Origin of the sequence: Reyranella sp. (genome assembly GCF_965229815.1) — a bacterium.
Classification (GTDB): domain Bacteria; phylum Pseudomonadota; class Alphaproteobacteria; order Reyranellales; family Reyranellaceae; genus Reyranella.
Genome location: NZ_CBDDJN010000002.1, coordinates 1894073 through 1917626, shown reverse-complemented (window position 1 = coordinate 1917626; position 23554 = coordinate 1894073). Strand labels below are relative to the sequence as shown.

Below are 23554 nucleotides of genomic sequence, written 5' to 3'. Positions count from 1 at the left end.
TTGGGTTTCCAAGCTCTCTCACGGCGGCAGTGTCGTCGCTCCCACGCCGAGCTCGCGCTGCATCAGCACGCTGTCGAGCCAGCGGCCGAACTTGAAGCCGATGTTCTTCAAGGTGCCCACCATCTCGAAGCCGCAGGCGGCATGGAGGCGGATCGACGGCGTCTGCGCCGAATCGCCGATCACCGCCACCATCTGGCGCTTGCCGAGCGCGGTGCACTGGTCGATCAGCACGGGCAGGAGCGCGCGGCCGACGCCCTGCCCGACCGCGTCCTTGTCGATGTAGATCGAATCCTCGACCGAGAAGCGGTAGGCCGGACGCGGCCGCCAGTTGGAGGCATAGGCGTAGCCCATGACGCGGCCGTCGCGTTCGGCCACGAGGTGCGGCAGGCCGATCTCCAGCACGGCAGCCCGGCGGCGGGTCATCTCGGCGATGTCCGGCGGATCGACCTCGAAGGAGGCCGTCCCGTGCAGAACATGATGTCCGTAAATCTCGGCGCAACGCGCCACGTCGGCCTCGGTCGAGGCCCGTACGATCAACTCACTCACGCTGTCTCGTCCCCCACGCTCTCGAGGGACTTATAGCGTGTCAGGGCTGGCGCCGCATCGACGCCGGGTCGGGGCTGTCGTTCTTGAACAGCGAATCAGCGAGCTGGATGCCGGTCTGCAGGTCGGACAGGGCGACGGCCACGGCATTGCCGCGGCTGTCGACGATGGTCCAGCCGCGCAGGGCCAGCGGCCGCTCCGAAAGCCGCACGATGACCTTGCCCTCCTGCGGCTTCTTCGACTGGCTGAGGGTGACGTCGAGCATGCCGTTGTTGCGATCGATCTTCTCGACCTGCAGGTCGCCCGACAGCGACATAGGATCTCGCACCAGGAACGAGGCCGCCGTCCAGCCGATCGGCCACTGGCCGAAGTCGCGGGTCGCCGGGTCCCACATCGTGACCTGGCTGCCGTCGGCGACGATCTTCAGCTGCGAGGGGGCATCGTACTCGAACCGCATGCGTCCGGGCCGGCGCACGTAGAGCGTGCCCTGGACGACCGAGCCGTTGGGATTGTTCTGCACGAAGCGCGCCTTCATCGTTCGGATCGAGTTGAAGTACTGCTCGATCTCGGGGATTCCGACCTGCTGGGCGCTCGCCGGCAACGCGGCGAGAAGGACCAGGACGGCGGCGGGGAAGAAGGCAAGCAAACGTCGCATCGGCGCGATATGACCCTCGAATACGGCGGAATCAAGCTTCCCAACCCGGTGAACGGCCGTTTACCATGGCCGAAATCGAGGGAGGAACGTGCATGCACGTCGGAATGGCCGCCGTCTTCCAGAACACCGGCCGCGCGCTCAGCGATCGCCAGATCTACCTCAACGAGCTGGCACTGGCCGACATGGCCGAGCCGCTGGGCTTCGATTCGATCTGGTCGGTCGAGCACCACTTCACCGACTACACGATGTGCCCCGACGTGGTGCAGTTCCTGTCCTACATGGCCGGCCGCACGCGCCATGCGCGGCTGGGCTCCATGGTGGTCGTGCTGCCCTGGCACGATCCCATGCGGGTCGCCGAGCAGATCTCGATGCTCGACCACCTGTCCGGCGGCCGCATGATCCTCGGCCTCGGACGCGGCGCCGGGAAGGTCGAGTTCGACGGCTTCCGGCTCGACATGGGCGACAGCCGGGAACTCTTCGTCGAATATGGCGAGGCGCTGCTGAACGGGCTGGAGACCGGCGTGATGGCCTACCAGGGCAAGCACTACCGCCAGCCGCCGACCGCGATCCGTCCGGCCCCGTTCAAGAGCTTCCGCGGCCGCACCTACGCCGCCGCGGTCAGCCCCGAGAGCGCGCGCATCATGGCGCGGCTGGGTGTCGGCCTGCTCATCATCCCGCAGAAACCGTGGCGCGAGGTCGAGAAGGAACTGGCCGAGTACAATGCGCTCTATCGCGAGATCAACGGCACCGCCGCGCCGCAGCCCATCTCGGCCGGCTGGGTGTTCGTCGATCCCAGCGCCGAGCGTGCCCGCGAGATGGCGGTCCGCTACATCGGCGGCTACTACCGGACCGTGCTGGACCACTACCAGTTCGCCGGCGCGCACATGAAGAACCAGCGCGGCTACGAGTACTACGCCAAGATGAACGAGAAGCTCGCGGTCTACGGCGACCAGAAGGCCATCGAGTTCTTCGCCGAGCTGCAGGTCTACGGCACGCCCGAGCAGGTCCACGAGAAGATCATGGCGATCCATCGCCAGACACGGAACGCCGGCTTCGTCGGCGTCTTCTCCTATGCCGGCATGCCGCACGAGGAAGCGGCCCGCAACATGCGCCTGTTCGCGGACAGCGTGATGCCGGCGCTGAAGCGATTCGACGCCGGCGCCGCGATCGACCGGTCGCAGCCCCTGCCCGACCTGCGCTTCCCGGCCGCTGCCGCCTAGAGGGCCGGCTGCTTCCAGCCGCCCTTGTCATGCTTTAGGCTGCGCGGTCGTGAGCCGCCCACAAGAAGAAGAGAAGGTCGGCGTCGTCGTGCCCATGTTCAATGCCGAGGGCACGATCGCGGCCACCCTGGACAGCATCTGCCGGCAGACCCACGCCACGCTCGACATCGTCGTGGTCGACGACGGTTCGCGCGACGGATCGCCGGCGATCGTCCGCGACAAGGCGAGGAGCGACCCGCGCATCAGGCTGATCGGCCAGCAGAATGCCGGCGTCGCCGCGGCGCGCAACCTCGGTGCGGCGGCGACGGACGCCCCCTTCCTCGCCTTCATCGACGCCGACGACCTGTGGGCGCCGACCAAGATCGCGAGCCAGCTCGCCGCCCTGGCGCGCGGCGGCAGCGGCGCCGGCCTCGCCTATTGCTGGTTCGCCACCATCGACGCCGCCGACCGGGTCGTCTCCTTCGGTCCGCAGCCCCTCATCGAGGGCGATGCCATCCCGAGCCTGTGCAGCGGCAACTGGATCGGCAACGGGTCCTCGGTGCTGGTCCGTCGCGACGCCTTCGAGAAGGCCGGCGGCTACGAGCTCGGCCTGCGCGAGCGCGAGGCCCAGGGCGCGGAAGACCTGCTGCTGTGCCTGCGCGTCGCCGAGCATGCCGGCTTCGCCGTGGTGCCGCGATACCTCGTGGGCTACCGCACCACACCCGGCAACATGTCGAGCAATTCGCTCAAGATGTTCCGGTCGACCGAGATCGTGCTCGCCGAGTTCCGGACCAAGTACCCGGCCCACGCCGCCGCCCTCGCCCACCACCAGCGGGACGCGCGCCACTGGTTCATCTATCGCGCGCTCGCCAGCGGCCGCTACGGCGATGCGCGTGTCCTGCTGGGCGAGGCGCTGCGCACCCATCCTCTGGCCTCCACCCGGCACCTCGGCGGCCTGGCCCTGGGCATCGCCCGCGGGCGCATGCAGCGCCGCTTCGGCGCGACCCCGCCCCTCCCGCTCTACACCGAGGCGATCTGGTGAAGGCGGCTGCCGGGCGGCTGGCTCTGCTGGCGGCCTCCGTCGTGGCGACGCTCGCCGTGCTCGAGGCCGGCTGTCGGCTGGTCCGCGGCCGCTACTACGTGCTGCACTGGCCCAACCTGGTGCTCGACCAGCGTGAAGCGGCGGAACGCTACTACCGGACCGTGATGAGCCCCGACGCCCGGCTGGGCTTCGTGCCGAGACCGGGCCATGAGGGTCCCACCTTCTCGCACGACAGTGACGGGCTGCGGCGAACACCCGCCGAAGCCGGCATCGGTCCACGCCCGCTGCTGCTGGCCGTGGGAGACTCCTTCGCCTACGGCGCCGAAGTCGGCGATGCCGGGACCTGGCCCAGCCGCCTGCAGGATGCCGTCCGCACGCGCGTCGCCAATGGCGGCGTCGCTGCCTACGGGCTCGACCAGGCCGTGCTGCGCGCCGAGGCGCTGACACAAGCGCTCCAGCCCGAGGCGATCCTGCTCAGCTTCATCGCCGACGATCTGCGGCGTGCCGAGCTCAGCCGCTTCCTCGGCTTCGAGAAGCCTTACCTGGTCCCGTCGGGCGACCGACTGGCGGCCGCCAATGTCCCGGTCCCAAGCGCCCCGTCCGCCCGTGATTCGCTGTCCTTCTGGGAACGCCTGCTGGGATGGTCGGTCCTGTTCGACACGGTCGCGCGCCGGCTCGATGCCGCCGAGGACTGGCCGTACGATTCGGTGCGCGTCCTTCCGCCGGGCACCGGCGAGCGCATGGCCTGCCCACTCATGGCGCGCCTGGCCGAACTCTCCCGGCCGGTCCTTGTCATCGCCCAGTACGACCCGTCGGCGTGGGAGAGCGCCGAGGGCGAGCAGGCCCAGCGCCGTATGACGGCGGTCGTCCTGGAATGCGCGGCGCGCGCGGGCCTCGCGACCCTCGACACGTTCGACGTCGTGACCCGGGCCGCGGGTCCGCAGGGCACGGCCGCCCTGTTCGGTCCGGAGGGGCACTACAATGCGCGCGGCAACGCAGTCATCGCCGACGCCATCGCTGCCCGGCTGGCCGCTCTCGGCTGGGTGTCGCCCAAGCCGTGAGACCTGCCCCCAGGCCCGGCCCCCATGAGTCGACAGGACCGTTCTCGCGGTGCTAGTCAGTCGACAATCCTGCACCGCGACTGAACATTGACGCACCGCACAAGAAGCAGCGTGACCAGCGCCCCGATTCCCAAGCTCACCCGCCTCAGCGTCGAGGTCGGCCTGACGGAGCACTGCAACATCAAGTGCCACGCCTGCGCCCACGCCTCGCCGCTGCTGCCCGAGAAGTTCACTGGCCTGGACGGGTTCGTGCGCGACATCGAGGCCCTGTCGGCGGCGTTCCATGCCAGCGAGCTGAGGCTGGTCGGCGGCGAGCCGCTGCTGCATCCCGACCTGCCGGCCTTCATCGCCGAAGGCCGCCGCGTCGGCATCGCCGACCGCGTCATCGTCTACACCAACGGCGTCCTGCTGCATCAGATGCCGGCCGCCTTCTGGCAGTCGATCGACGGGCTGCGCATCAGCGCCTATCCCGGCATCCGACGGCGGCTCGACGACGAGGCCTGCGCCCGGCTCTGCCGCGACAACGGCGTCGAGCTCACGATCAAGCCCTTCCCGACCTTCGAGCAAACCCTGCTCGGCCGCCGCATCGACGATCGGCCGCTGGTGAAGGCGATCTATCGCGCCTGCAATACCGCCCGCATCTGCCACACGATCCACGATGGCCGCTTCTACAAGTGCCCGATGGCGGCCCTCATGAGGCCGTGGCTGGCCCTACACGGCATTCCCTACGAAAGCCCGCCCGGCGACGGCGTGGCGCTGCACGGCAATCCCGGCCTGCGCCACGATCTCGAAGCCTATCTCGACGATCCCGCGCCGCTGGCCGCCTGCGACTATTGCCTCGGCTCCTCGGGCGCCGCGGTCCGGCATCGCCAGCTCGACAGGACAGGCTGCGCGGCGTGGCTGGCGGAGGACGCGCAGCCGCTGATCGACGACGTGCGCACGCGGCTCCTCGGCCGCGGGCTGCGCGCCGCCGTACGGCGGGTCCGCTCGATGATCGCGGAGCGGGCGTGACGCGGCGGCCGCGATGACCCTTTCAGTCGTGGTGCCGGCCCGCGACGCGGCCGCCACGCTGGCCGCGACGCTCGACAGCCTGCTCGCCCAGACGAGGCGCGACTGGCAGGCTATCGTCGTCGACGACGGATCCGTCGACGCAACGCCCCGGATCGTCGAGGACTACCGCAGCCGCGACCGCCGCTTCTGTCTGGTCGCCAGCGACGGGCCGGCGCAGGGCGTCTCGGCGGCCCGCAACCGCGGCATCGTCGCCGCGGGCGGCCGATGGCTGCTCTTCCTCGACGCCGACGACACGATCGAGCCGTCCTTCGTCGAGCGCATGCTGGAGCGGCTGGAAGGCACCGAGGGCGCGCGCGTCGCCTATTGCGGCTCGCGTCGCATCACGGCGGCCGGCCGCCGCGGCCCGGCGTGGATCTCCACCGCCGTCGCGCGCGAGCCTTTCGAGACCCTGGCGCGCGACTTCCCGCTGGTGATGCACGGGGTGGTCCTCGAGCGCAGCCTGGCGGTGGAGCTGGGCGGGTTCGACACCGCCCTGCGCACCGCCGAGGACATGGACTTCTTCCAGCGCGTCGCGCGGACCGGCACGCCCTTCCTGCTGGTGCCCGAGGCGATGGCGCTCTACCGCATGCGCGCCGGATCTCTGTCGACCGACCCGCGCGCCATGCTCGACGACACGGCGCGGGTGATCGCCCGCGCCTTCGGTCGCGATCCCCGCGTCGCCCGGCCCGCCGCGCGCCATGCCGATGGAGCCGATCCCGGTGCCGGCAGCCTCGAGATGGCAATCGGCCTCAACGCGCTCTGGTGCGCGGCCCTCGACATCGGTCGTGGCGGCGAGGGCCGGGGCTTCGTGCGGCCGCTGCCCGATCGTGGCCCTGCCCTGGCCGAGTCCTGCCGCCACGCCATCGTCGAAGGGCTGGCGTTCGGCGCCCAGCGGCTGACTGACGAGCTGCGGGACTGCGGGGCCACTGTCGCCGACCGCCTTCACCGGCTGCTGGCCGAGGTCGAGGCGGCCGCCCGGCGGCCGGGCCTCGCCGGCCGGCTTGCCTTCGCGCTCGAGCCGGAGATCCTGAAGCCCGAGGCGCCGTCCCAGCGCATGGTCGCGGGCGATACACTGCTCGCACGCCGGGACCTCACCCGGCTGGCGCCGCTCGAAGCCGCCGCCGGTATCGACCGGGCCTATGTCGAGTTCCGCCAGGACGGCCGGCTGCTCGGCGCCGGCGAGACCCCGGCCCTGGGCGACCTCTCGCCCCGCGACCTGCTGCGCGTCGCGCTGGACACGGTGGGGCTGGCCGACCTCCTCAAGGCGAGCAGGCTGGTGTGGCGTCCCGATTTCTGGCTGCGCGCCGGCTGGGCCGCCGCGCGACTGGGGGGCGGCGTCGTGCTCGACAAGGCCCGGCACCGCGCCGTCGCCGTGCGCAGCCTGCGCGCCCTGCTGAAGCGCAGTTTGGGCGAGGCCGCGCTCGGCGCGACGGGCGGGCCGGACACGACAGCCGCCGAGATCGACCGTCTCATCGCCGAAGGCGAGGCCATGGCGAGGCAGGCGGCGCCGACGACGCGGCCGCGCACGTTGGAGGCGCCGCCGGCGTGGAGCGACGACCGCCGGGCCTACTGGGAGGCGGTCTATCGCACCGAGGACCCCTGGGCCTATGGCTCGGCCTACGAGCAGCTGAAGTACCGCCGCACGCTCGATCTCGTGCCGCCGGGACCGGTCGGCCGCGCCATCGAGCTCGCCTGCTCCGAAGGGCGGTTCACGGCGATGCTGGCGCCGCGCGTCGGGCATCTCGTCGCCTCCGACATCTCGCAGACCGCGCTCGACCGCGCCCGGACGCGCTGCCGCGACCACGGCAACATCGACTACCGCCGCCTCGATCTGTTCGACGACAACCTGCCTGCCGACATGGACCTCGTCGTCTGCTCCGAGGTCCTGTACGACCTTGCCGATCGCGACGAGCTGCAGCGCGTGGCGGCGCGTCTCGCCGGCATGCTGGTGCCGGGCGGCCGGCTGCTCGCCGCCCATGCCTTCGTGCTGAAGGACGATCCTCACGCCACGGGTTACGACTGGGACTGCGCCTTCGGGGCCGAGACGATCGCCACGGTGCTGGGCGCGACGCCGGGCCTCGCCCTCGAACGTTCGCTACGGACGGAACTCTATCGCATCGATCTCTTCCGGCGCATCGACGGGTTGGAGTCCGCGCCGACGCCGCGGCTCGAGACCATCGCGCTCGGCCCCTCGCCCGAGCCCGACTACGCACGCCACGTCGTGTGGGACGGCGCGGTCGTGCTGCGCGCCGACGCCCAGGCACGCGAATCGACCCCGCAGCTTCCCGTGCTGCTCTACCACCGGATCGCCGAGGACGGGCCGGCGGCGCTGGCGCGCTGGCGGCAAACTCCCGAAGACTTCACCGCCCAGATGCGATGGCTGCGCCGCAATGGCTACCATGCCGTGAGCTCCGACACGGCGCGCCGCCACCTGGCCGACGGCCGCCCCTTCCCGGGCCGGCCGGTGCTCATCACCTTCGACGACGGCTATCTCGACTTCCATGTCGACGCGTGGCCGATCCTGCGGGCCAACGACTTCACTGCCGAGGTGTTCGTCGTGACCGATCGCGTCGGCAGAGACGCCGCCTGGGATGCCGCCCTGGGACCGCCGGCGCCGCTGATGGACTGGCCGCACATCCAGGAGCTCGCCGCCCAGGGAGTGGGATTCGGCAGCCACATGGCCAGCCATGCCCACATGGCGGACCTCTCCAGCCGGGACATCGTGCTCGAGGCGGCGCGCTCCCGCAGCGCGCTGGAACGCGCGCTGGGCCGGTCCTGTGACGCCATCGCGGCACCCTTCGGCGAAACCGACGCGCGATTCCGGCGCATCGTGCGACAGTGCGGTTACAGCGTGGGATTCGGCACCGAGCCCGGGCCGGCCGGACCCGACCATGACTGCCTGCAGTTGCCGCGGATCGAGGTGGTCGGCGGCTGGTCGCTCGACACCTTCGCCAACGCCGTGCGCGCGCGATAGGCCCTCCCCACCGGCCGGCATCCCGACATCGACCCGCCCTTGAGAAGGCTGGTCCACGGCGGCCCGCATCGTGCTAGAGAGCCGCCGCGAGGAGAGACCCGTCATGAGTGGCATTGCGGCCGTCGTCCGGCCGGAATTCGAGCGTATCGCGCTTCTGCTGCAGGGTGGCGGTGCCCTCGGCTCCTACCAGGCGGGCGTCTACCAGGCGCTGGCCGAGGCCGGCCTTCACCCCGACTGCGTCGCGGGCATCTCGATCGGCGCGATCAACAGCGCGCTGATCGCCGGCAACCCGCCGGAGAAGCGCGTCGAGAAGCTGAGGGCCTTCTGGGAGACGGTCAGCCGGCCGCCGCTCGGCCTCCCGCACCTCCCGAACCTCCAGCTCGCCAACGACCTCAACCATCAGCTCGTGAACCAGTGGCGCGCGCTCGGCATCCTGATGTTCGGCGCGCCCAATTTCTTCCAGCCCCGCGTGCCGCCGCCGATCTTCACGCCGGCCGGCAACCCGACGGTCCTCGGCTTCTACGACACGAGCCCGCTCAGGACCCTGCTCGAGACGCTGGTCGACTTCGACCGCATCAACGCCAAGGAGCTCCGCTTCGGCGTCGGCGCGGTCAACATCAAGACCGGAAACTTCATCTACTTCGACAATCTCACCCACACGGTGCGTCCCGAGCACATCATGGCGAGCGGCGCCCTGCCGCCGGGCTTTCCCGCGACCGAGATCGACGGCGAGTTCTACTGGGACGGCGGCATCGTCTCCAACACGCCGCTGCAATGGGTGCTCGACAGCCGGCCGCGCGTCGACACGCTCGCCTTCCAGGTCGACCTGTGGAGCGCGCGCGGCGAGCTGCCGCGCGACATGATCGAGGTCGACGTGCGCCAGAAGGACATCCGCTACTCGAGCCGCACGCGCGCCAGCACCGACCAGTTCCGGCGCATGCAGTCGATGCGGCGCGCCGCCGCCAAGCTGCTGCGCGACATGCCGGACGCGCTGCGGCAGACCGAAGAGGCCGAGCTGATGGCGCAGGAGGCCGACAGCAAGGTCTACAACATCATCCACCTGATCTATCGCGCCCGTTCCTACGAGGGCGCCTCGAAGGACTACGAGTTCTCGCGGCGCACGATGGAGGAGCACTGGGCGTCGGGCTACGACGACATGGCCCGCACGCTGCGGCACCCCGAGGTCCTGCAGCGGCCGGACAGTCCGGATGGCGTCTTCACCTTCGACCTGCGCGAGCAGGGTCGCGAGTAGCAGGAGCACCGACATGAAGCTGGCCGACGTCCGCAAGAACGCCTTCGCGATGCCGCTCAACAACCCCGCCTACCCGCGGGGACCGTACAAGTTCTACAATCGCGAATTCGTGGTCATCAGCTACCGCAGCGACCCGGAGACCCTTCGCGCCATGGTGCCGGAGCCACTCGAAGTCATCGGCGACACGGTGAACTACGAGTTCATCCGCATGCCCGATTCGACGGGCTTCGGCGACTATACCGAGACCGGCCAGGTGATCCCGGTGCGCTTCAAGGCCAAGGACGGCTCGGTCCAGGAGGGCGGCTACGTCCACGCCATGTATCTCGACGACAACTCGCCGATCGCCGGCGGTCGCGAGATCTGGGGCTTCCCCAAGAAGCTCGCGACGCCGCGCGTCGCCCACGAGAGCGAGACGCTGGTCTGCACGCTGCACTACGGCTCGGTGCTCTGCGTCAATGCCACGATGGGCTACAAGCATCACGAGATCGACCAGGCGCCGCTGCTGAAGAGCCTCGCCCGGCCGAACTTCATGATCAAGATCGTGCCCCACGTCGACTGCACGCCGCGCATCTGCGAGCTGGTCCGCTACTACACCGAAGACGTCACCGTGAAGGGCGCCTGGACCGGGCCGGCGGCGATCCAGCTCTTCGACCATGCGCTGTGCGACGTCGCCCGCCTGCCCGTGCGCGAGGTCGTCTCGGCCACCCATTTCGTCACCGACCTGACCCTCGGGCTGGGCGAGGTCGTGTTCGACTACCTCGCCGCGTAATCCCCTCCCCATCGCGAGGCGATGGGGAGGTGCCCGCGCAGCGGGCGGAGGGGTCATAGGCGACATGACCGACGCTCATGACCCCTCCGGCCCTCCGGGCCACCTCCGCAGCCTCGCTGGGGAGAAAGACTCAACAGGAAAGGATCGTTCCATGTCCCGTTTCAAAGGAAGAGTCGCCATCGTCACCGGCGCCGCCAGCGGCATCGGCAAGCAGATCGCGTTGCGGCTGGCCGCCGAGGGCGGTATCCCGGTGATCGCCGACCTCAACCTCGACGCGGCCGAGGCCACGGCGAAGGAGATCAAGGGCACGGGCGGCGAGGCCTTCGCCGTCGCCATGAACGTGGTCGACGAGGCGCAGGTCGAGAAGGGTGTCGCCGACACCATGGCCAAGTACGGCAGGATCGACATCCTGGTGAGCAACGCCGGCATCCAGATCGTGAAGCCGATCGTCGAGTTCCCGTTCGCCGACTGGAAGAAGCTGCTCGCCATCCATCTCGACGGCGCCTTCCTCACCACCAAGGCCTGCCTCAAGCACATGTACGCCGCCAGGTATGGCCGCGTGGTCTACATGGGCTCGGTCCATTCCAAGGAAGCGTCGAAGCTGAAGGCGCCCTACGTCACCGCCAAGCACGGACTGATCGGCCTGGCGAAGGTGCTGGCCAAGGAGGGCGCCGAGTACAACGTCTCGGCCAACGTGGTGTGCCCGGGCTTCGTGCGCACGCCGCTGGTCGACAAGCAGATTCCCGAGCAGGCCGAGGAACTGAAGATCAGCGAGGACGATGTCATCAAGAAGGTCATGCTGAAGGACACGGTCGACGGCCAGTTCACGACCACAGACGAAGTCGCAGACGCCGTGCTCTACTTCGCCAGCGCCCCCAGCACGGGCCTGACCGGCCAGTCGCTGGTCGTCAGCCACGGCTGGTTCATGCAGTAGTCACGCAGGACTGTTGCGGGTTTGCAACGCTGGCGGCCATTGGGACGTTCGGCGGCAACTCCGGGGCAAAGGGTTCCGTTGGGTGGGTGCTCGCATCCAAACGAGGGAACCCTTTCATGATCAAGAAGTCACTGCTGGCCGCCGCCATCCTCGCCCTGCCGGTGGCCGCCCAGGCGCAGTCCGGGACGGCCAATCCCGGCTTCTACGTCGGCGCCGAGGGCGGCCTGAACTGGCTGCTGAACAACAACAGCTACCAGATGGACACCGGCTGGGCCGCCGGCGGCAAGGTCGGCTATGACTTCGTCGGTCCGCGCGTCGAACTGGAAGGCCTCTACCATTCCAACTACGGCAGCGGCGTCGTCGCCTTCCCGGGCGGCTTCGCCCGGGTCAACGGCCAGATCCAGCAGGTCTCGGTGATGGCCAACCTGCTGTACGACTTCATGCCGGGTGCGACGATCACGCCGTTCATCGGTGCGGGTGCGGGCGTCGCTTTCGTCGATTCGACGATCCAGGGCTGCAACATGTGCAGCACGCAGTTCGCCTATCAGGGCATCGTCGGCGTGGGCTGGAACGTCACCGACGCCTTCCGCGTCAGCCTCGACGGCCGCTACTACGGCACCACCAATCCCGGCGCCTTCACCAACAACAACATCATGACCATGCTGAGCCTGAGCTACAAGTTCGGCCAGCCCGAGATGGTCGCCCCGCCGCCGCCGCCGGCCCCGGCCGTGACGCCGCCGTCGTTCATGGTGTTCTTCGACTGGGATCGCTCGAACCTGTCGCAGCAGGCGCTGCAGACCATCCAGCAGGCCGCCAACGCCTACAAGACCAAGGGCAGCGCCCGCATCACGGCGACCGGCCACACCGATACGTCGGGCCCGGAGTCCTACAACATGGCGCTGTCGCTGCGCCGCGCCAACGCGGTCAAGGACGCCCTGGTCCGCGACGGCGTCCCGGCCCAGGCGATCAGCGTGGTCGGCATGGGCGAGAAGGGCCTGCTGGTCCAGACCGGCGACGGCGTGCGCGAGCCGCAGAACCGCCGCGTCGAGATCGTCATCCAGTAAGCGATCCGTCTCTCTCGCCGAGACAAGGAAACGGCCGGGCCAGCGCCCGGCCGTTTTCCTTTGCATCCGAGCGGACCGCGCGGGCACAGTCGCCGCCATGCCCGATTCCGAGTGCACCGACGTCATCGTCCTGTTCAGCGGCGCGAGCCGCGACGCCTACGCCGCCGAGGCGACCGCCCGCGGCGAGACCTACACCTTCACCGACGCCTGGGGCCTGCCGCGCACCTGGGTCAAGGGCGAGTACGCCTACCTCGCGCCGAATGCCGCCGTGGTGCTGCTCGGCCGCTGCAACGTCAAGCACAGGGTGATCGAGGAGCAGGCGCTCGACGAGGAGCGCCTCGCCCGTTGTCGCGCCCTCTTCGTCGCCAATGCGGGCCATCTCCAGCCGGCCACGATCGAGCGCATCGCGCGCTGGCTGCGCGCACCCGCGAGCCGGCTGTTCGTCACCGGAAAGACGAACCTGCCGCCGGCCCTGCTGGGCCTGGAATCGATCGAGCCGCTCCCGGTCGAGAGCTATACCGGCTGGCGCTGGCGCGCCGATGCGCCGTTTGCCGGCGAGGCCTGGGAGCCGCTCTATGTCAGCGGCTACAAGGGCCACCCCGCCTGCCGGATCGTGCCCGCCACCGGCAGCCGCGTGCTGGCCGACCTCGTCGGGCTCTCGGGCGACCTCACCGACGCCACGACCGCGACCGTGACCGACCTCGGCCCCGCCATCGTCCTCACCGGGAAGACGGTCTACGTCGCCAACCAGGTGCTGGAGCTGATCGGCGGCATGCTGCAGGCCCATCTCAACGTCGAGGCGGTGCGCCACTGGGCCAATCCCACGCACTGGGGCGACACGCTGCTGCTCTTCCTGCGGCGGATGATGCTGGAGATCGGGCTGGAGCCGCTGTGGCAGACCCGCCTGCGCTCGTTCGGCACCTACGACGGCGTGCTGTCGTTCCGCCACGACGTGCACGGCTGGCGCGACTACACGTTCCTCGACTACCAGATCCAGAACCTGATCCCGGCCAGCTACGACATCGAGGATCCGACCTTCTCGACCAACATCGACGAGCCGATGGCGCGCGACTGGGTGGCGCGCACCACGCAGCACAGCTTCATCGAGCCGGCGCTGCACAACGACAGTTCGATCGGCGATCCGCCGACCGCGATCTTCGGCAAGGGCCTGTACGAGCACGTGTCGAGCGCGGCGCGCAACCTCGGCATCCGCGTCTGCACCTGCGGCCGCCATGCCGGCGGCCACATGCATCCCGAGACGATCGACGCGATGGACTATCTCTACGCCCACGACAGCGAGATCCTGGGCCTCTGCACCTTCTGCTACTATCACATGATCGAGTACGGCGTGCGCGACCCCAGCGTGATGGTGGGCGGCACGATCGGCGAGAAGCCGCTGACCTACGTCACCGACGTGCGCCGCACCATCGCCACCTCTGGCGTCTGGTTCCCCTTCCGCCCGGTCGTCACCACCACGAAGGAATGGCGCAAGCTGCGCGGCTGGGACCGCACGCACGAGTACGACGCCGCCTACGAGCTGGTGGAGACGATCTTCGCCGGCCGCAGCGCCCGCAAGACCGGCGTCGAGGACCGGCTGGAGAACGGCGTCTATTCCTTCCAGTACCATCCCGAGCTGGCGCGCGACCCGTCGGTCAACAACGGCAAGGGCACGCTCGACTACGTTCGCCACTGCATCAACCTCGCCGAGCGCAGCAACTACTGGATCGCCACCCAGGCCGAGCTCTACCAGCGCATGGCCGACTACGAGGCGCTCGAGCTCGACCTGCGCGACGGCGGCCGCACCGTCACGGTCACCAATCCGACCGACCGGCGCATCCAGGGAATGGCGATCGAGCAGCGCCTGCCCTTCGGCAGCGTCTGGGCGGGCGAGGAGGAGCTGGTGCACGTGGCCGACGGCGCCTTCGTCACCGTGCCGCCGCTCGAGCCCGGCGCCTCGGTCACGCTCGACTTCCGGCCGGAGACGGTCGAGGCGGTGCTGCTGCGGCAGCCCTCCAACAAGGGGCTGGTGGTGCTCGACGCCCGCCACGATCCCGAGACCGGCGAGGCCCGCCTGCTGCTCAGCGTCTGCCGCCAGCAGCCGCTCAGCGTCGAGGGCGTCGACCCCGACGGCGTCTACCGGGTGCAGGTCGACAACCAGCCGCCGCAGGACGTGCTGCCGCGCACCGTGCGCACCATCCAGGCCCTGCTCAGCGAGAAGACCGATGCCGCCACGGGCCGCAGCCGCCGCGCCGTGACGCCGGGCACCACCCGCTTCCTCGACCTGCTGGTCGAGGGGCCGGAGACCCGCTTCGCCGAGCGCACCGTGCGCATCCGCCAGCTCCCGGCCGCCGAGGCGGGCCCGATCCGCGAGGCGCTCATCGCCGCCATTCCGGCCAAGCGCGGCCGGGTGACTTGAGGACGGGGCGGGCGGGCCGTTACACTCGGGGCCTCACAGGAGGTTCCGCATGGCCCGCTCCTTCGACGTCGAACCGCTCGATGCCACCTTCGGCGCGGTCGTCCGCGGCCTCGAGGTCGCGACCCTCGACGAGCCGACCTTCCGCGCGCTCTACGACACCTGGCTTGAATATGCGCTGCTGGTCTTTCCCGACCAGAACCTGACGCGCGCGCAGCAGATCGCCTTCGCCAAGCGCTTCGGGCCGCTCGAGTTCGAGATGACGGCGATCAGCAATGTCCGCTCCGATGGCACGGTGCGTCCCGAGAAGGACAATGACGACGTCATCAAGGTGCTGAAGGGCAACATGGGCTGGCACCATGACAGCACCTACATGCCCGTCCAGGCCAAGGGCGCGGTGTTCTGCGCCGAGGTCGTGCCGAGCGTCGGCGGCCGCACCGGCTTCGCCGACATGCGCGCGGCCTACGACGCGCTGGACGCGGCGACGAAGGCGCGCATCGAGGACCTCTCCGCCTACCATTCGCTGCACTACAGCCAGGGCAAGCTCGGCCACGAGGCGAAGAAGCAGGACGGCGAGTACAACGGCTACGGCTTCCACAACGGGCCGGTGCCGCTGCGGCCGCTGGTCAAGACCCATCCCGAGACCGGCCGCAAGTCGCTGCTGGCCGGTCGCCACGCCCACAACGTCCCGGGCCTGTCGCAGCAGGAATCGGACACGCTCCTGAAGGAGCTCGTCGACTTCGCCTGCCAGCCGCCGCGGCTCTACCACCACCAGTGGGCGCCGGGCGACGCCGTCGTCTGGGACAATCGCTGCCTGATGCACCAGGCGACGCCCTGGGACATGACCCAGCGCCGCATCATGTGGCACAGCCGCATCGCCGGCGATCCGGCCAGCGAGGCCGCGCTGGCGGCGTGACGCGCGGCCTTAGAAGCCCCCTCACCTACCCTCTCCCCTTAGCGGGCCCCTAGCGGGGGGGGAGAGGAACATGAAAGCGGCTCACCCTGTCTTCCTCCACTCCCCCGCTAGGGGGAGAGGCTGGGTGAGGGGGTCGCACGAGTCGTCGACACCCTCAATGCGGCGGCATCGGGATGAACACCGGCGGCGTGCCGGACATCTTCGATCGTCTCTTGATCTCGGCGTCGTCGGCGCCGTGCGGCTTCAGGTAGACATAGTAGGGCGTGCGGCGCTCGGCGATCGCGGTGCCGGGCTCGGCCTTGCGGCTCACCAGCATGTCGGCCTGCAGGCGCACGTGCATGTAGCCGGGGATCAGCTCGGCCCAGCCCGTCACGTCGGGCGTGAAGCGGACCTCGTAGGTATGGCTGTCGACCAGCTTCACGACTCCCGTGCCGCCGGCGCCGAGCGGCGTCGACGGCACCTGCTGCCAGCCCATGCCGACCTGCACGTAGACGCCGACCGCGTTCAGCATGACGTAGAGCGGCACCGCCGGATCGACGTTCTGCATGAACAGCGTCATGAGGAACGAACGCCCGTCGGGCTCGGGCACGATCCGCTTCAGCTCGACGAACATCGAGGTCAGGGCCTCGTGCTCCATCAGGAGCCGCGCCTCGCGTTGCGCGGCGAGCGACCGCTCCTGCCAGATGCCGATGGCGCCATCGACGGCGAAGGCCATCAGCACGGCGGCCGCGGTGCCCAGCACGACCGGCGACTGCCACAGGCCGAGCCCCCGCCCGAGCCTGACGGCGAGCGTCGCCGGCGGCGCCGCGGTCGGCCGCGGATCGGCCTCGCGCAGCCGGTCGAGCAGCTCGCCGGCCGAACGGTCGGCCGCCTGCTCGGCAAACCCCAGCCGGCGGCGCAGCAGACGAACCTCCGACCGGCCGGCCGCCACCTGCCGCCGCAGCTCGCGGATCAGCGCGTCCTTCTCCTGCGGGGAGAGGCCGGCCGGATCGGATGGTCCAGCGGGCGGGACGCCGCCGCTCATGCCGCGCCCCTCACGCGACGATCCGCCCGCCGGCGATGTGCACGATCTGCTCGGCCTGCTCGGCCAGGGCGAGATTGTGGGTGACCAGCAGCAGGGTCGTGCCCTGCTCGCGATTCACCGCCAGCAGCTCGTCCATGATCTCGATCTCGGTCTGTTCGTCGAGATCGGAGGTCGGCTCGTCGGCCAGCAGCAGCGCCGGGTCGTTGATCAGCGCCCGGGCGATCGCCGCCCGGCGCTGCTCGCCGGCCGACACTTCCGACGGGTAGGCGTCGAGATGCCCGCCGAGCCCCAGGCGCGCAAGCAGCGTCGCGGCCTTGCCGTAGATCGCCGCGTCGACCGCCGTGCCGCCCAGCATCGCCGGCAGGGCGACATTGTCGACCAGCCGCAGGGTCGGCAGCAGGCTCGCGAACTGGAAGACGAAGCCGATACGGCCATTGCGGAATCCCGCCAGGCCGTCGTCGCCGAGGCTCCAGAGGTCGGTGCCGTCGACTGTCACCGTGCCGCCGGACGGGCGGCTCAGCCCGCCGATCATCGCCATCAGCGAGGACTTGCCCGAGCCCGAGCGGCCGATGATGGCGGCGAAGCGCCCGGCCTCGACATCGAGGTCGATTCCGTCGACCGCCGTCACCGCGCCACGCTCGGTGACGTAGCTCTTGCGCAGGTCGCGGCACGACAGCACCGGTCAGGCCCCGCCGCGCACGAGCTCGTAGGCGTCGCGCCGGCTCGCCCGCCAGGCCGGGTAGAGCACGCCGGCCGCCCCGATCGCGCAGGCCAGCACGACCGTCGCGGCGGCGAAGGCCGCGAGCAGCGACGCGCCGACCCAGACGAAGGGCACGCCCACCGTCTCGAGGTAGAAGACCAGCGAGCGCTCGAACAGCCGCATCGCCAGCACGCCCAGCACGACACCCAGCAGCCCGCCGATCCCGGTCGCCAGCACGGCCTCGCCCACGATCATGCCCAGCACCTGGCCGCGCCGCGCGCCGATCGCCTTGAGCAGGCCGAGCTCGCCGCGCCGCTCCGTGACGATGGCCGAGAACAGCACGCTCACCAGAAGGGCCGAGCTCGCGAACATCGCCGCCATCAGCGCCAGGATGCCGTCGAGCAGCGCCGCCAGCCCCTGGCGGATGCCGGACAGGGTCGTGTCGCCGGTCACCACCTTGACGCCCTGGACGCTCGAGAGGATGGCGAAGCGCGCCTGCAGGGCCGTGGCGCCGGGCGCCAGCTCGACCAGGAAGCCCGTGACCTTGCCAGGCGAAAGGACCGGCGCCGGCTTCTCGCGGCGGCAGATCTCGGCCAGCTCGTCGAGCGTGGCGAACGACATGAAGACGCCGCGCTCGTGGGTGCCGACGCCGGTTCGGGCCAGCCGGCCGTAGACCGTGTGCGGCTTGCCGAAGATCAGGAACTGCGAGCCGAGGGCGCCGGCGCGGCCCGACCCCAGGATGACGTCGCCCGTCGCCAGCGGCCGGTTGAGGCGCTCGGCCAGCCACGGCTGGACGGTGAAATCGTGCGCCGGCTCGAAGCCGATCAGGTCGACGGAATCGTGCTGGCTGCCGACGCCCGAATGTTCCATGCGCACGACCTTCTGCGGCGCGACGCGGCCGATGCTGGCGAGCCCTGCCTTGTCCAGCAGGCCGGCGTCGAGCGCGAGGTCGGTCGGCTCGACCACCAGCAGCGCCGCCGTGATGTTGGTCAGCGCGCCCTCGGGCACGACCATCAGGTCGGCGCCCAGCCGCGCGAAGCCCAGCTCCATGCTGCGGTCGATCGAGCGCATCAGGACGGCGCCGGTGAAGACGACGCCGCTGCCGAGCGCCACGGCGGCGATCAGCAGCAGGCTGCGCCCCCGGCGGCGCCCGAGATTCTGCAGCGCGAGGCTCAGCAGCAGCCGGCGCATCAGAGCGTGCAGGACCTCGTATGCTTCATGTGCTCGAGCTTGGTCGGGATGATGACGCAGTCATGATGCCCACCGTTGCTCGGCAGGATGCCGATCAGCGTGTCGGTCGCGGTGTCGACGACGGCGATGCCGCTCGACTGGCGCTGGAAGCCCGAGAACGGCGTCAGCACGTACTTGCCGTCGTAGGTGATCGCCGGCGTCTGCAGGTCGGGGCCGATGCCCTGGATCTCCTTGATGATCGTCCAGGTCTTTGTATCGACGACCATGATGCCGCTGTAGGCAGGCGATGGATGGAGGATCGACAGGTACAGCTTGGAGCTGTCGAGCGAGAACACCATGTGGAACGGGTTGGGGTACTTGCCGCGCCACAGCGGATCCTCGACATGCGCCACCTTGCGCCAGTTCTTCGGATCGGGATCGCTGCAGCTGAAGATCGAGCAGTTGTTCTCCCGCAGATTGTTCATCATCACCAGGAAGCGGCCGTCGGGCGAGAAGCCGATCTCGTGGCCGGGCGAATGGATCTTGTCGAACACGACGCGCCAGGTGTCCTTGTCGACCGGCTCGACCGGATACTGGTCCTGGGAGTCCTTGTTGAACTGCAGGAAGGCCACGGGATCGAAGTTCTTCTCAGGGTCGAGGATCGCGATGCCGCCGCACAGCCGCACGACCGTCGCCGCCCAGCGGCCCTCGGGATGCCAGACCGTGCCATCGGCGCCGGTCAGCGACAGCGGTGCCGCGCCGGGTGTCACACCCTCCTCGACGAAGAGCTCGCCCATCGGCACCATCTCCCAGTCGATCTTGTTGCCCTTGGTGCCCTTGTAGTCGTAAAGGCCGGTCGTGGGATCGGGGTAGATCTTCTTGATGGTGAGCGTGCCGCCCTTGATCCAGGCATCGCGCAGCTCGGGCACGTTCGGCGTCCAGTCGAAGCGCAGCGCCGCCTTGACCCTGGACGTCGTGCGGTCGAAGCAGGCGGCGATGTCCTTCTGGCCATCGGTGACGAAGTAGGACTGCGCATCCTTCGGATTGACCGTGACGTGCACACCGAGGCCGAGCCCCGTCGTCTCGGAGACGTTCTCGACCAGCTGCATCTGCGTGCCGTCGAAGCGCACGCGATAGATGTTGGTGCCTTCCGGCACGGTCTCCGCCGTGACGCTGGTGTTGATGCCGTAGATCAGCGAGTTCTGGCCGCCCTGGGTCGAGTTGACGAACTCGAAGCCGTGCGCGGGATCGGACGAGGGGAAGGCGCAGAGATGGTGGCTGATCGGATTGTAGTCGCCGTAGTTCCAGTACCAGATCGAGCCCAGCACGCGATTGGAATTGAGGTCGATGGCGTAGGTGCCGCCGCCCATCTTGGTCGGCAGCAGCGCCACCCAGTTGCCCAGGCTCTGGCCCCTGACATCGGCCCGGCTGTCGACGACCTCGCGGGCGATGCCCGCGCGTTGCGGCGCGGTGCTGACGGCACCCGCCGTGTGCGTGCCGCCCGCGGTCGAGCCGCTGCCGTTCAAGGCATTGTAACCGAGCACGCCGGCCTCGGCGACGACCGCGGTTCCGACCGCGGCATTGAAGATGCTGCGCCGGCTGAAGCCGCGACGCCGAGTGGGCGCCGCCATCGCCACCGCCATCGCCTTGCGGGCATCGGCGTCGGCCTTCGCCGCGACGTAGGTCTGGAACGCCGCGTGGTCCTGCTGCTCGACCTCGGTGCGCCGGCGGACGAATTCCTCGGGAGAGACCCGGGCGGGGACCCTGCCGCCCTCCGGCTCGACCTGCACGCCGGGCGCTCCACGCTGCGGCTTCCCCGTGGTCGTCCGCTGCCCGCGCTTGGCCATGCCTGTTCTCCCCTCTCGATGACGCGATACTAGACAGGCCCGGAGAAAACCGGAAGCAGTCGACGCCGGGACCAGCGATGCAACGCTGGCATCCCGCTCCGGTCGCGGTAGTCTTGCAGCGGCAGGCCGGCGGGCGGCGGCAGGCCGGCGAGACCGCCGGGGGAGCGTCGATGGATTACATGGTCGTGATCAGCGCGGTGGTGCTGGGCCTCTCGGTCCTGGCGACGCTGGCCAAGTTCCTCGACTGGTTCCTCCACAGCGACCCGCGCACGATGGTGCGGACCACGCGGTGGATGCTGCTGCTGGCGCTTCTGGCCTGCCTGCCGCTCCTGGGAATCCTGATCGCCGGGCGCCAGTGGGCGGCGGCGATGCTGGTGGGCGCGGTGGTGCTGATCGTGCCCACCGTCCTCAAGTGGCGGAGCGTCGTGGGACCGTTGCGCGGATTCCTCGACGGAATGCGGCCGCGCCCCCGCCCCTTCGACATGGAAGTCTGGCCCGACGATCCGGGCGATCCCGAGACCGTGCGGCGGGCCGCTTCTGTCCTCGAAGCCTATCTCAGCCGGCAATCGCTGCTGGCGCTGCGCGACGAGCGCACCGCGGGCCGCGGCGAGGCCATGCCCCCGGCGATGCCGCGCGGCGAGGCGCTGGAGGTGCTGGGGCTGGAGCCCGGCGCCGACGAGGTCGAGATCCGCGCCGCCCACAAGCGGCTGCTGCGGCTGGTCCACCCCGATCGCGGCGGGTCGGCCTGGCTCGCCGCCAAGGTCTACGAAGCGAGGGATACGTTGCTGACCGATCTGCATGCACCGGCCGCCGGACGGGACGCCGATGAGCGCCGCTAGGCCGGATATCGTCGACGAGTTGCGCGCCGAGTGCCTGGCCGCGCACGACATCGTCGCCGACGCCGCCAATCCGACCGAGGACGAGCGCCAGCTTCTCGACCGGGACGTCCGCTGGCGGGCCGCCCGCGAGATCGAGGCGCTGCGCCACGCCGCCACCGCCGAGTGGCAGCCGATCGCCACCGCGCCCAAGGATGCCGCGCCGGTCCTGCTCTACTGCCCGAGCCTCAAGGGCCATGTCGCGGACGAGATCGTCGTCGGCGTCTGGCGCTTCGATGCCAACCGGCGATCCTTCGGCTTCTGGGTGAGCGATGTCGGCGTGCTCGACAACGGCTTTGCCGAGACCGGACCGTGGATCGAGTATCACGAACTGCACCCGGAGAAGTGGGCGCCCCTGCCGCCGCGGCCCGCGTCCGGCTGACGCCGGCGCGGCACGGAACTTGAGAGACGGCGCGCATCCGGCCCGCCCAGAGGAGTAACCTCGTGACCGCATCGTCGCCAACGCCAGCATCGGCGTCGCCATCGTCCTTGCCGGGGATCGGCCTCTTCGAGGCGATCTACAGCGCCCGCTCGCTGCGCCACTTCAGGCCCGATCCCGTTCCGGCCGCGCTGATCGAGCAGGTGCTCGACGCCGCCATCCGCGCCTCGAGCGGCGGCAACACCCAGCACTGGACCTTCATCGTCGTGCGCGACCCCGCCATGCGCGCGCGGCTGGGCGCGATCTACCGCAAGGCCTCGGACCACCAGGCCGCGGTCTATGCCGCGCAGCCCAAGCCCCAGCATCTCACCGACGAGCAGTACCGGCAGTTCCTGGCCAACAGCGGCTTCCTCTGGGACCACATGGCGGACGCGCCGGTGATCCTCGTGCCCTGCCTGACGCGGCGGCCGCGCCCGGTGAAGGAGACGCTGCCGGAGAGCGTGCAGGCGCGCTACGCCGAGCATCTCGACAATGTCGCCCGGGTCAGCGGGTCGAGCATCTATCCCGCCATCCAGAACGTCATCCTGGCCTGCCGCGGGCTCGGCCTGGGCACGGTCATCACCACCAACCACATGCTCTACGAGCCGGAGGTGAAGGAAGCGCTCGGCATCCCCGCCGAGGTCTCGACCTTCGCCCTCATGCCGATCGGCTATCCGACGCGAAAGTACGGCCCGCTCACGCGCAGGCCGGTCGCCGAGGTCACCTTCGCCGACCGCTGGGGCCAGGCCTGGCGACCGGCCGGCAGCCCATGAGATCGCCCGGCGCCCGGCGACGGGCCCGCCTCGGCATCGCTCTGCTGGGGGCCTGGCTCGCCCTGCTCGCGCCTCTCGCCGCCCTCGCGCAGACGGCGACGCTCACGGTCACGGACCGGGGCGCGAGCCGGACCTACACGGTCCGCGAGCTCCTAGCCTCGCCGCAGCGGCGCGCGGTCACCGTGGCCGATCCGGTCTTCCGCCGCTCCATGACCTACCGGGCGGTGCCGGTGGCCGATCTGCTGAAGGGCCTTGCGGTCGCGCCCGACGATTATGTGCAGGTGACGGCGAGCGACGGTTTCTCGGTCGCCATCCCGGCCCGCCTGCTGCTCAATACCGATCCCGCCGCCCCGCTCGCCTTCCTCGCCATCGACGATCCCGCCGCGCCGTGGCCCGCGATCCCCGGCAAGGGCTCGGGCGCGGGACCGTTCTATGTCGTCTGGCAACCCGCCGGCCCGACGCCGGTGAGCAGCGAGTACTGGGCCTACGCCACCGTCTCGCTCACCGTCACGGACAGCCCGGTCGAAAGGTGGTCCGTCCTCGCCGTGGGCGCCGATGTGCCGGCCGCGGATCCGATCCGGCGCGGTCTCGACCGCTTCGTGTCCGTTTGCATGGCCTGCCATCGCTTCGACGGCGCCGGCGAGGCGGAGATGGGCCCAGACCTCGCGCGGCCGATGAACCCGGTCGACTATTTCCAGCTCCCGGCGCTGCGCAAGTTCCTGCACGATCCGAAGTCGGTGCGCTCTTGGCCCGACATGAAGATGGCCGGCGCCGAGGCCATGTCGCTCACCGCACGCGACATCGACGACATCATCGCGTGGCTGGAATACAAAGCGCGCACCCGGCGCTAGGCGGGATGACTCGAGCTCAGTCAC

At 70.0% G+C, this 23554-nt stretch carries 21 protein-coding genes; 15 read left to right on the top strand and 6 right to left on the bottom strand.

Annotated elements, in window-relative coordinates; all coding sequences use genetic code 11:
• Positions 1-18: 18 nt before the first annotated feature.
• Positions 19-546, bottom strand: coding sequence for a GNAT family N-acetyltransferase (locus tag ACO073_RS09625; protein WP_421997008.1), 528 nt, complete (start codon positions 544-546; stop codon positions 19-21).
• Positions 547-586: 40 nt separating this feature from the next.
• The gene (locus tag ACO073_RS09620; RefSeq protein ID WP_421997007.1) at positions 587-1198 is read right to left on the bottom strand and encodes a LolA family protein; all 612 of its coding nucleotides are present in this window, start codon (positions 1196-1198) and stop codon (positions 587-589) included.
• A 92-nt stretch (positions 1199-1290) separates the two neighbouring features.
• On the opposite strand from ACO073_RS09620, the gene ACO073_RS09615 reads away from it, so the two are divergent.
• From ACO073_RS09615 to ACO073_RS09565, 11 genes are all read left to right on the top strand, one after another.
• Positions 1291-2418 (top strand): LLM class flavin-dependent oxidoreductase, encoded by a 1128-nt coding sequence (locus ACO073_RS09615; RefSeq protein WP_421997005.1) that lies wholly within the window; start codon positions 1291-1293, stop codon positions 2416-2418.
• A gap of 49 nt (positions 2419-2467) precedes the next feature.
• Positions 2468-3439, top strand: coding sequence for a glycosyltransferase family 2 protein (locus tag ACO073_RS09610; protein ID WP_421997004.1), 972 nt, complete (start codon positions 2468-2470; stop codon positions 3437-3439).
• Positions 3436-4500 (top strand): hypothetical protein, encoded by a 1065-nt coding sequence (locus ACO073_RS09605; protein WP_421997002.1) that lies wholly within the window; start codon positions 3436-3438, stop codon positions 4498-4500. The genes ACO073_RS09610 and ACO073_RS09605 overlap by 4 nt, the downstream gene beginning before the upstream one ends.
• A 111-nt stretch (positions 4501-4611) precedes the next feature.
• Entirely contained in the window at positions 4612-5511 is a 900-nt protein-coding gene (locus ACO073_RS09600; RefSeq protein WP_421997001.1) for a radical SAM protein, read from the top strand.
• 13 nt (positions 5512-5524) lie between these two features.
• The gene (locus ACO073_RS09595; protein WP_421997000.1) at positions 5525-8524 is read left to right on the top strand and encodes a glycosyltransferase; all 3000 of its coding nucleotides are present in this window, start codon (positions 5525-5527) and stop codon (positions 8522-8524) included.
• Between the two features lie 103 nt (positions 8525-8627).
• Complete coding sequence (locus tag ACO073_RS09590; RefSeq protein ID WP_421996999.1) at positions 8628-9776, top strand: patatin-like phospholipase family protein; 1149 nt, start codon at positions 8628-8630, stop codon at positions 9774-9776.
• A gap of 13 nt (positions 9777-9789) precedes the next feature.
• A complete protein-coding gene (locus ACO073_RS09585) occupies positions 9790-10545 on the top strand; it encodes an acetoacetate decarboxylase (RefSeq protein WP_421996998.1) in 756 nt (251 codons plus the stop codon).
• A 151-nt stretch (positions 10546-10696) separates the two neighbouring features.
• A complete protein-coding gene (locus tag ACO073_RS09580) occupies positions 10697-11479 on the top strand; it encodes a 3-hydroxybutyrate dehydrogenase (protein ID WP_421996997.1) in 783 nt (260 codons plus the stop codon).
• 116 nt (positions 11480-11595) lie between these two features.
• Entirely contained in the window at positions 11596-12543 is a 948-nt protein-coding gene (locus ACO073_RS09575) for an OmpA family protein (protein WP_421996996.1), read from the top strand.
• Between the two features lie 97 nt (positions 12544-12640).
• Positions 12641-14959 carry a hypothetical protein gene (locus ACO073_RS09570; RefSeq protein WP_421996995.1) on the top strand — a complete coding sequence of 773 codons (2319 nt, stop codon included), beginning with the start codon at positions 12641-12643 and terminating at the stop codon, positions 14957-14959.
• Between the two features lie 49 nt (positions 14960-15008).
• Positions 15009-15872, top strand: a complete 864-nt coding sequence (locus tag ACO073_RS09565) for a TauD/TfdA dioxygenase family protein (protein ID WP_421996994.1) — start codon at positions 15009-15011, stop codon at positions 15870-15872.
• A gap of 154 nt (positions 15873-16026) precedes the next feature.
• Here ACO073_RS09565 and ACO073_RS09560 read toward each other — a convergent pair whose 3' ends face one another.
• From ACO073_RS09560 to ACO073_RS09545, 4 genes are read right to left on the bottom strand one after another with little or no spacing between them, the layout of a single operon-like run.
• Positions 16027-16896, bottom strand: coding sequence for a hypothetical protein (locus tag ACO073_RS09560; RefSeq protein ID WP_421996992.1), 870 nt, complete (start codon positions 16894-16896; stop codon positions 16027-16029).
• Positions 16897-16906: 10 nt separating this feature from the next.
• Positions 16907-17575 carry an ABC transporter ATP-binding protein gene (locus ACO073_RS09555; RefSeq protein WP_421996990.1) on the bottom strand — a complete coding sequence of 223 codons (669 nt, stop codon included), beginning with the start codon at positions 17573-17575 and terminating at the stop codon, positions 16907-16909.
• A gap of 3 nt (positions 17576-17578) precedes the next feature.
• Complete coding sequence (locus ACO073_RS09550) at positions 17579-18787, bottom strand: ABC transporter permease (RefSeq protein WP_421996988.1); 1209 nt, start codon at positions 18785-18787, stop codon at positions 17579-17581.
• On the bottom strand, positions 18787-20613 hold the full coding sequence (locus ACO073_RS09545) for a hypothetical protein (protein ID WP_421996987.1): 1827 nt from the start codon (positions 20611-20613) through the stop codon (positions 18787-18789). Before ACO073_RS09545 ends, ACO073_RS09550 begins: the two co-directional genes overlap by 1 nt.
• Before the next feature lie 170 nt (positions 20614-20783).
• On the opposite strand from ACO073_RS09545, the gene ACO073_RS09540 reads away from it, so the two are divergent.
• From ACO073_RS09540 to ACO073_RS09525, 4 genes are all read left to right on the top strand, one after another.
• Positions 20784-21452, top strand: coding sequence for a hypothetical protein (locus ACO073_RS09540; RefSeq protein ID WP_421996986.1), 669 nt, complete (start codon positions 20784-20786; stop codon positions 21450-21452).
• Positions 21439-21870 carry a hypothetical protein gene (locus tag ACO073_RS09535; RefSeq protein ID WP_421996985.1) on the top strand — a complete coding sequence of 144 codons (432 nt, stop codon included), beginning with the start codon at positions 21439-21441 and terminating at the stop codon, positions 21868-21870. The genes ACO073_RS09540 and ACO073_RS09535 overlap by 14 nt, the downstream gene beginning before the upstream one ends.
• 107 nt (positions 21871-21977) lie before the next feature.
• Complete coding sequence (locus ACO073_RS09530; protein ID WP_421996983.1) at positions 21978-22679, top strand: nitroreductase family protein; 702 nt, start codon at positions 21978-21980, stop codon at positions 22677-22679.
• Positions 22676-23530 (top strand): c-type cytochrome, encoded by an 855-nt coding sequence (locus ACO073_RS09525; protein WP_421996982.1) that lies wholly within the window; start codon positions 22676-22678, stop codon positions 23528-23530. The genes ACO073_RS09530 and ACO073_RS09525 overlap by 4 nt, the downstream gene beginning before the upstream one ends.
• The last annotated feature ends 24 nt before the right edge of the window (positions 23531-23554 follow it).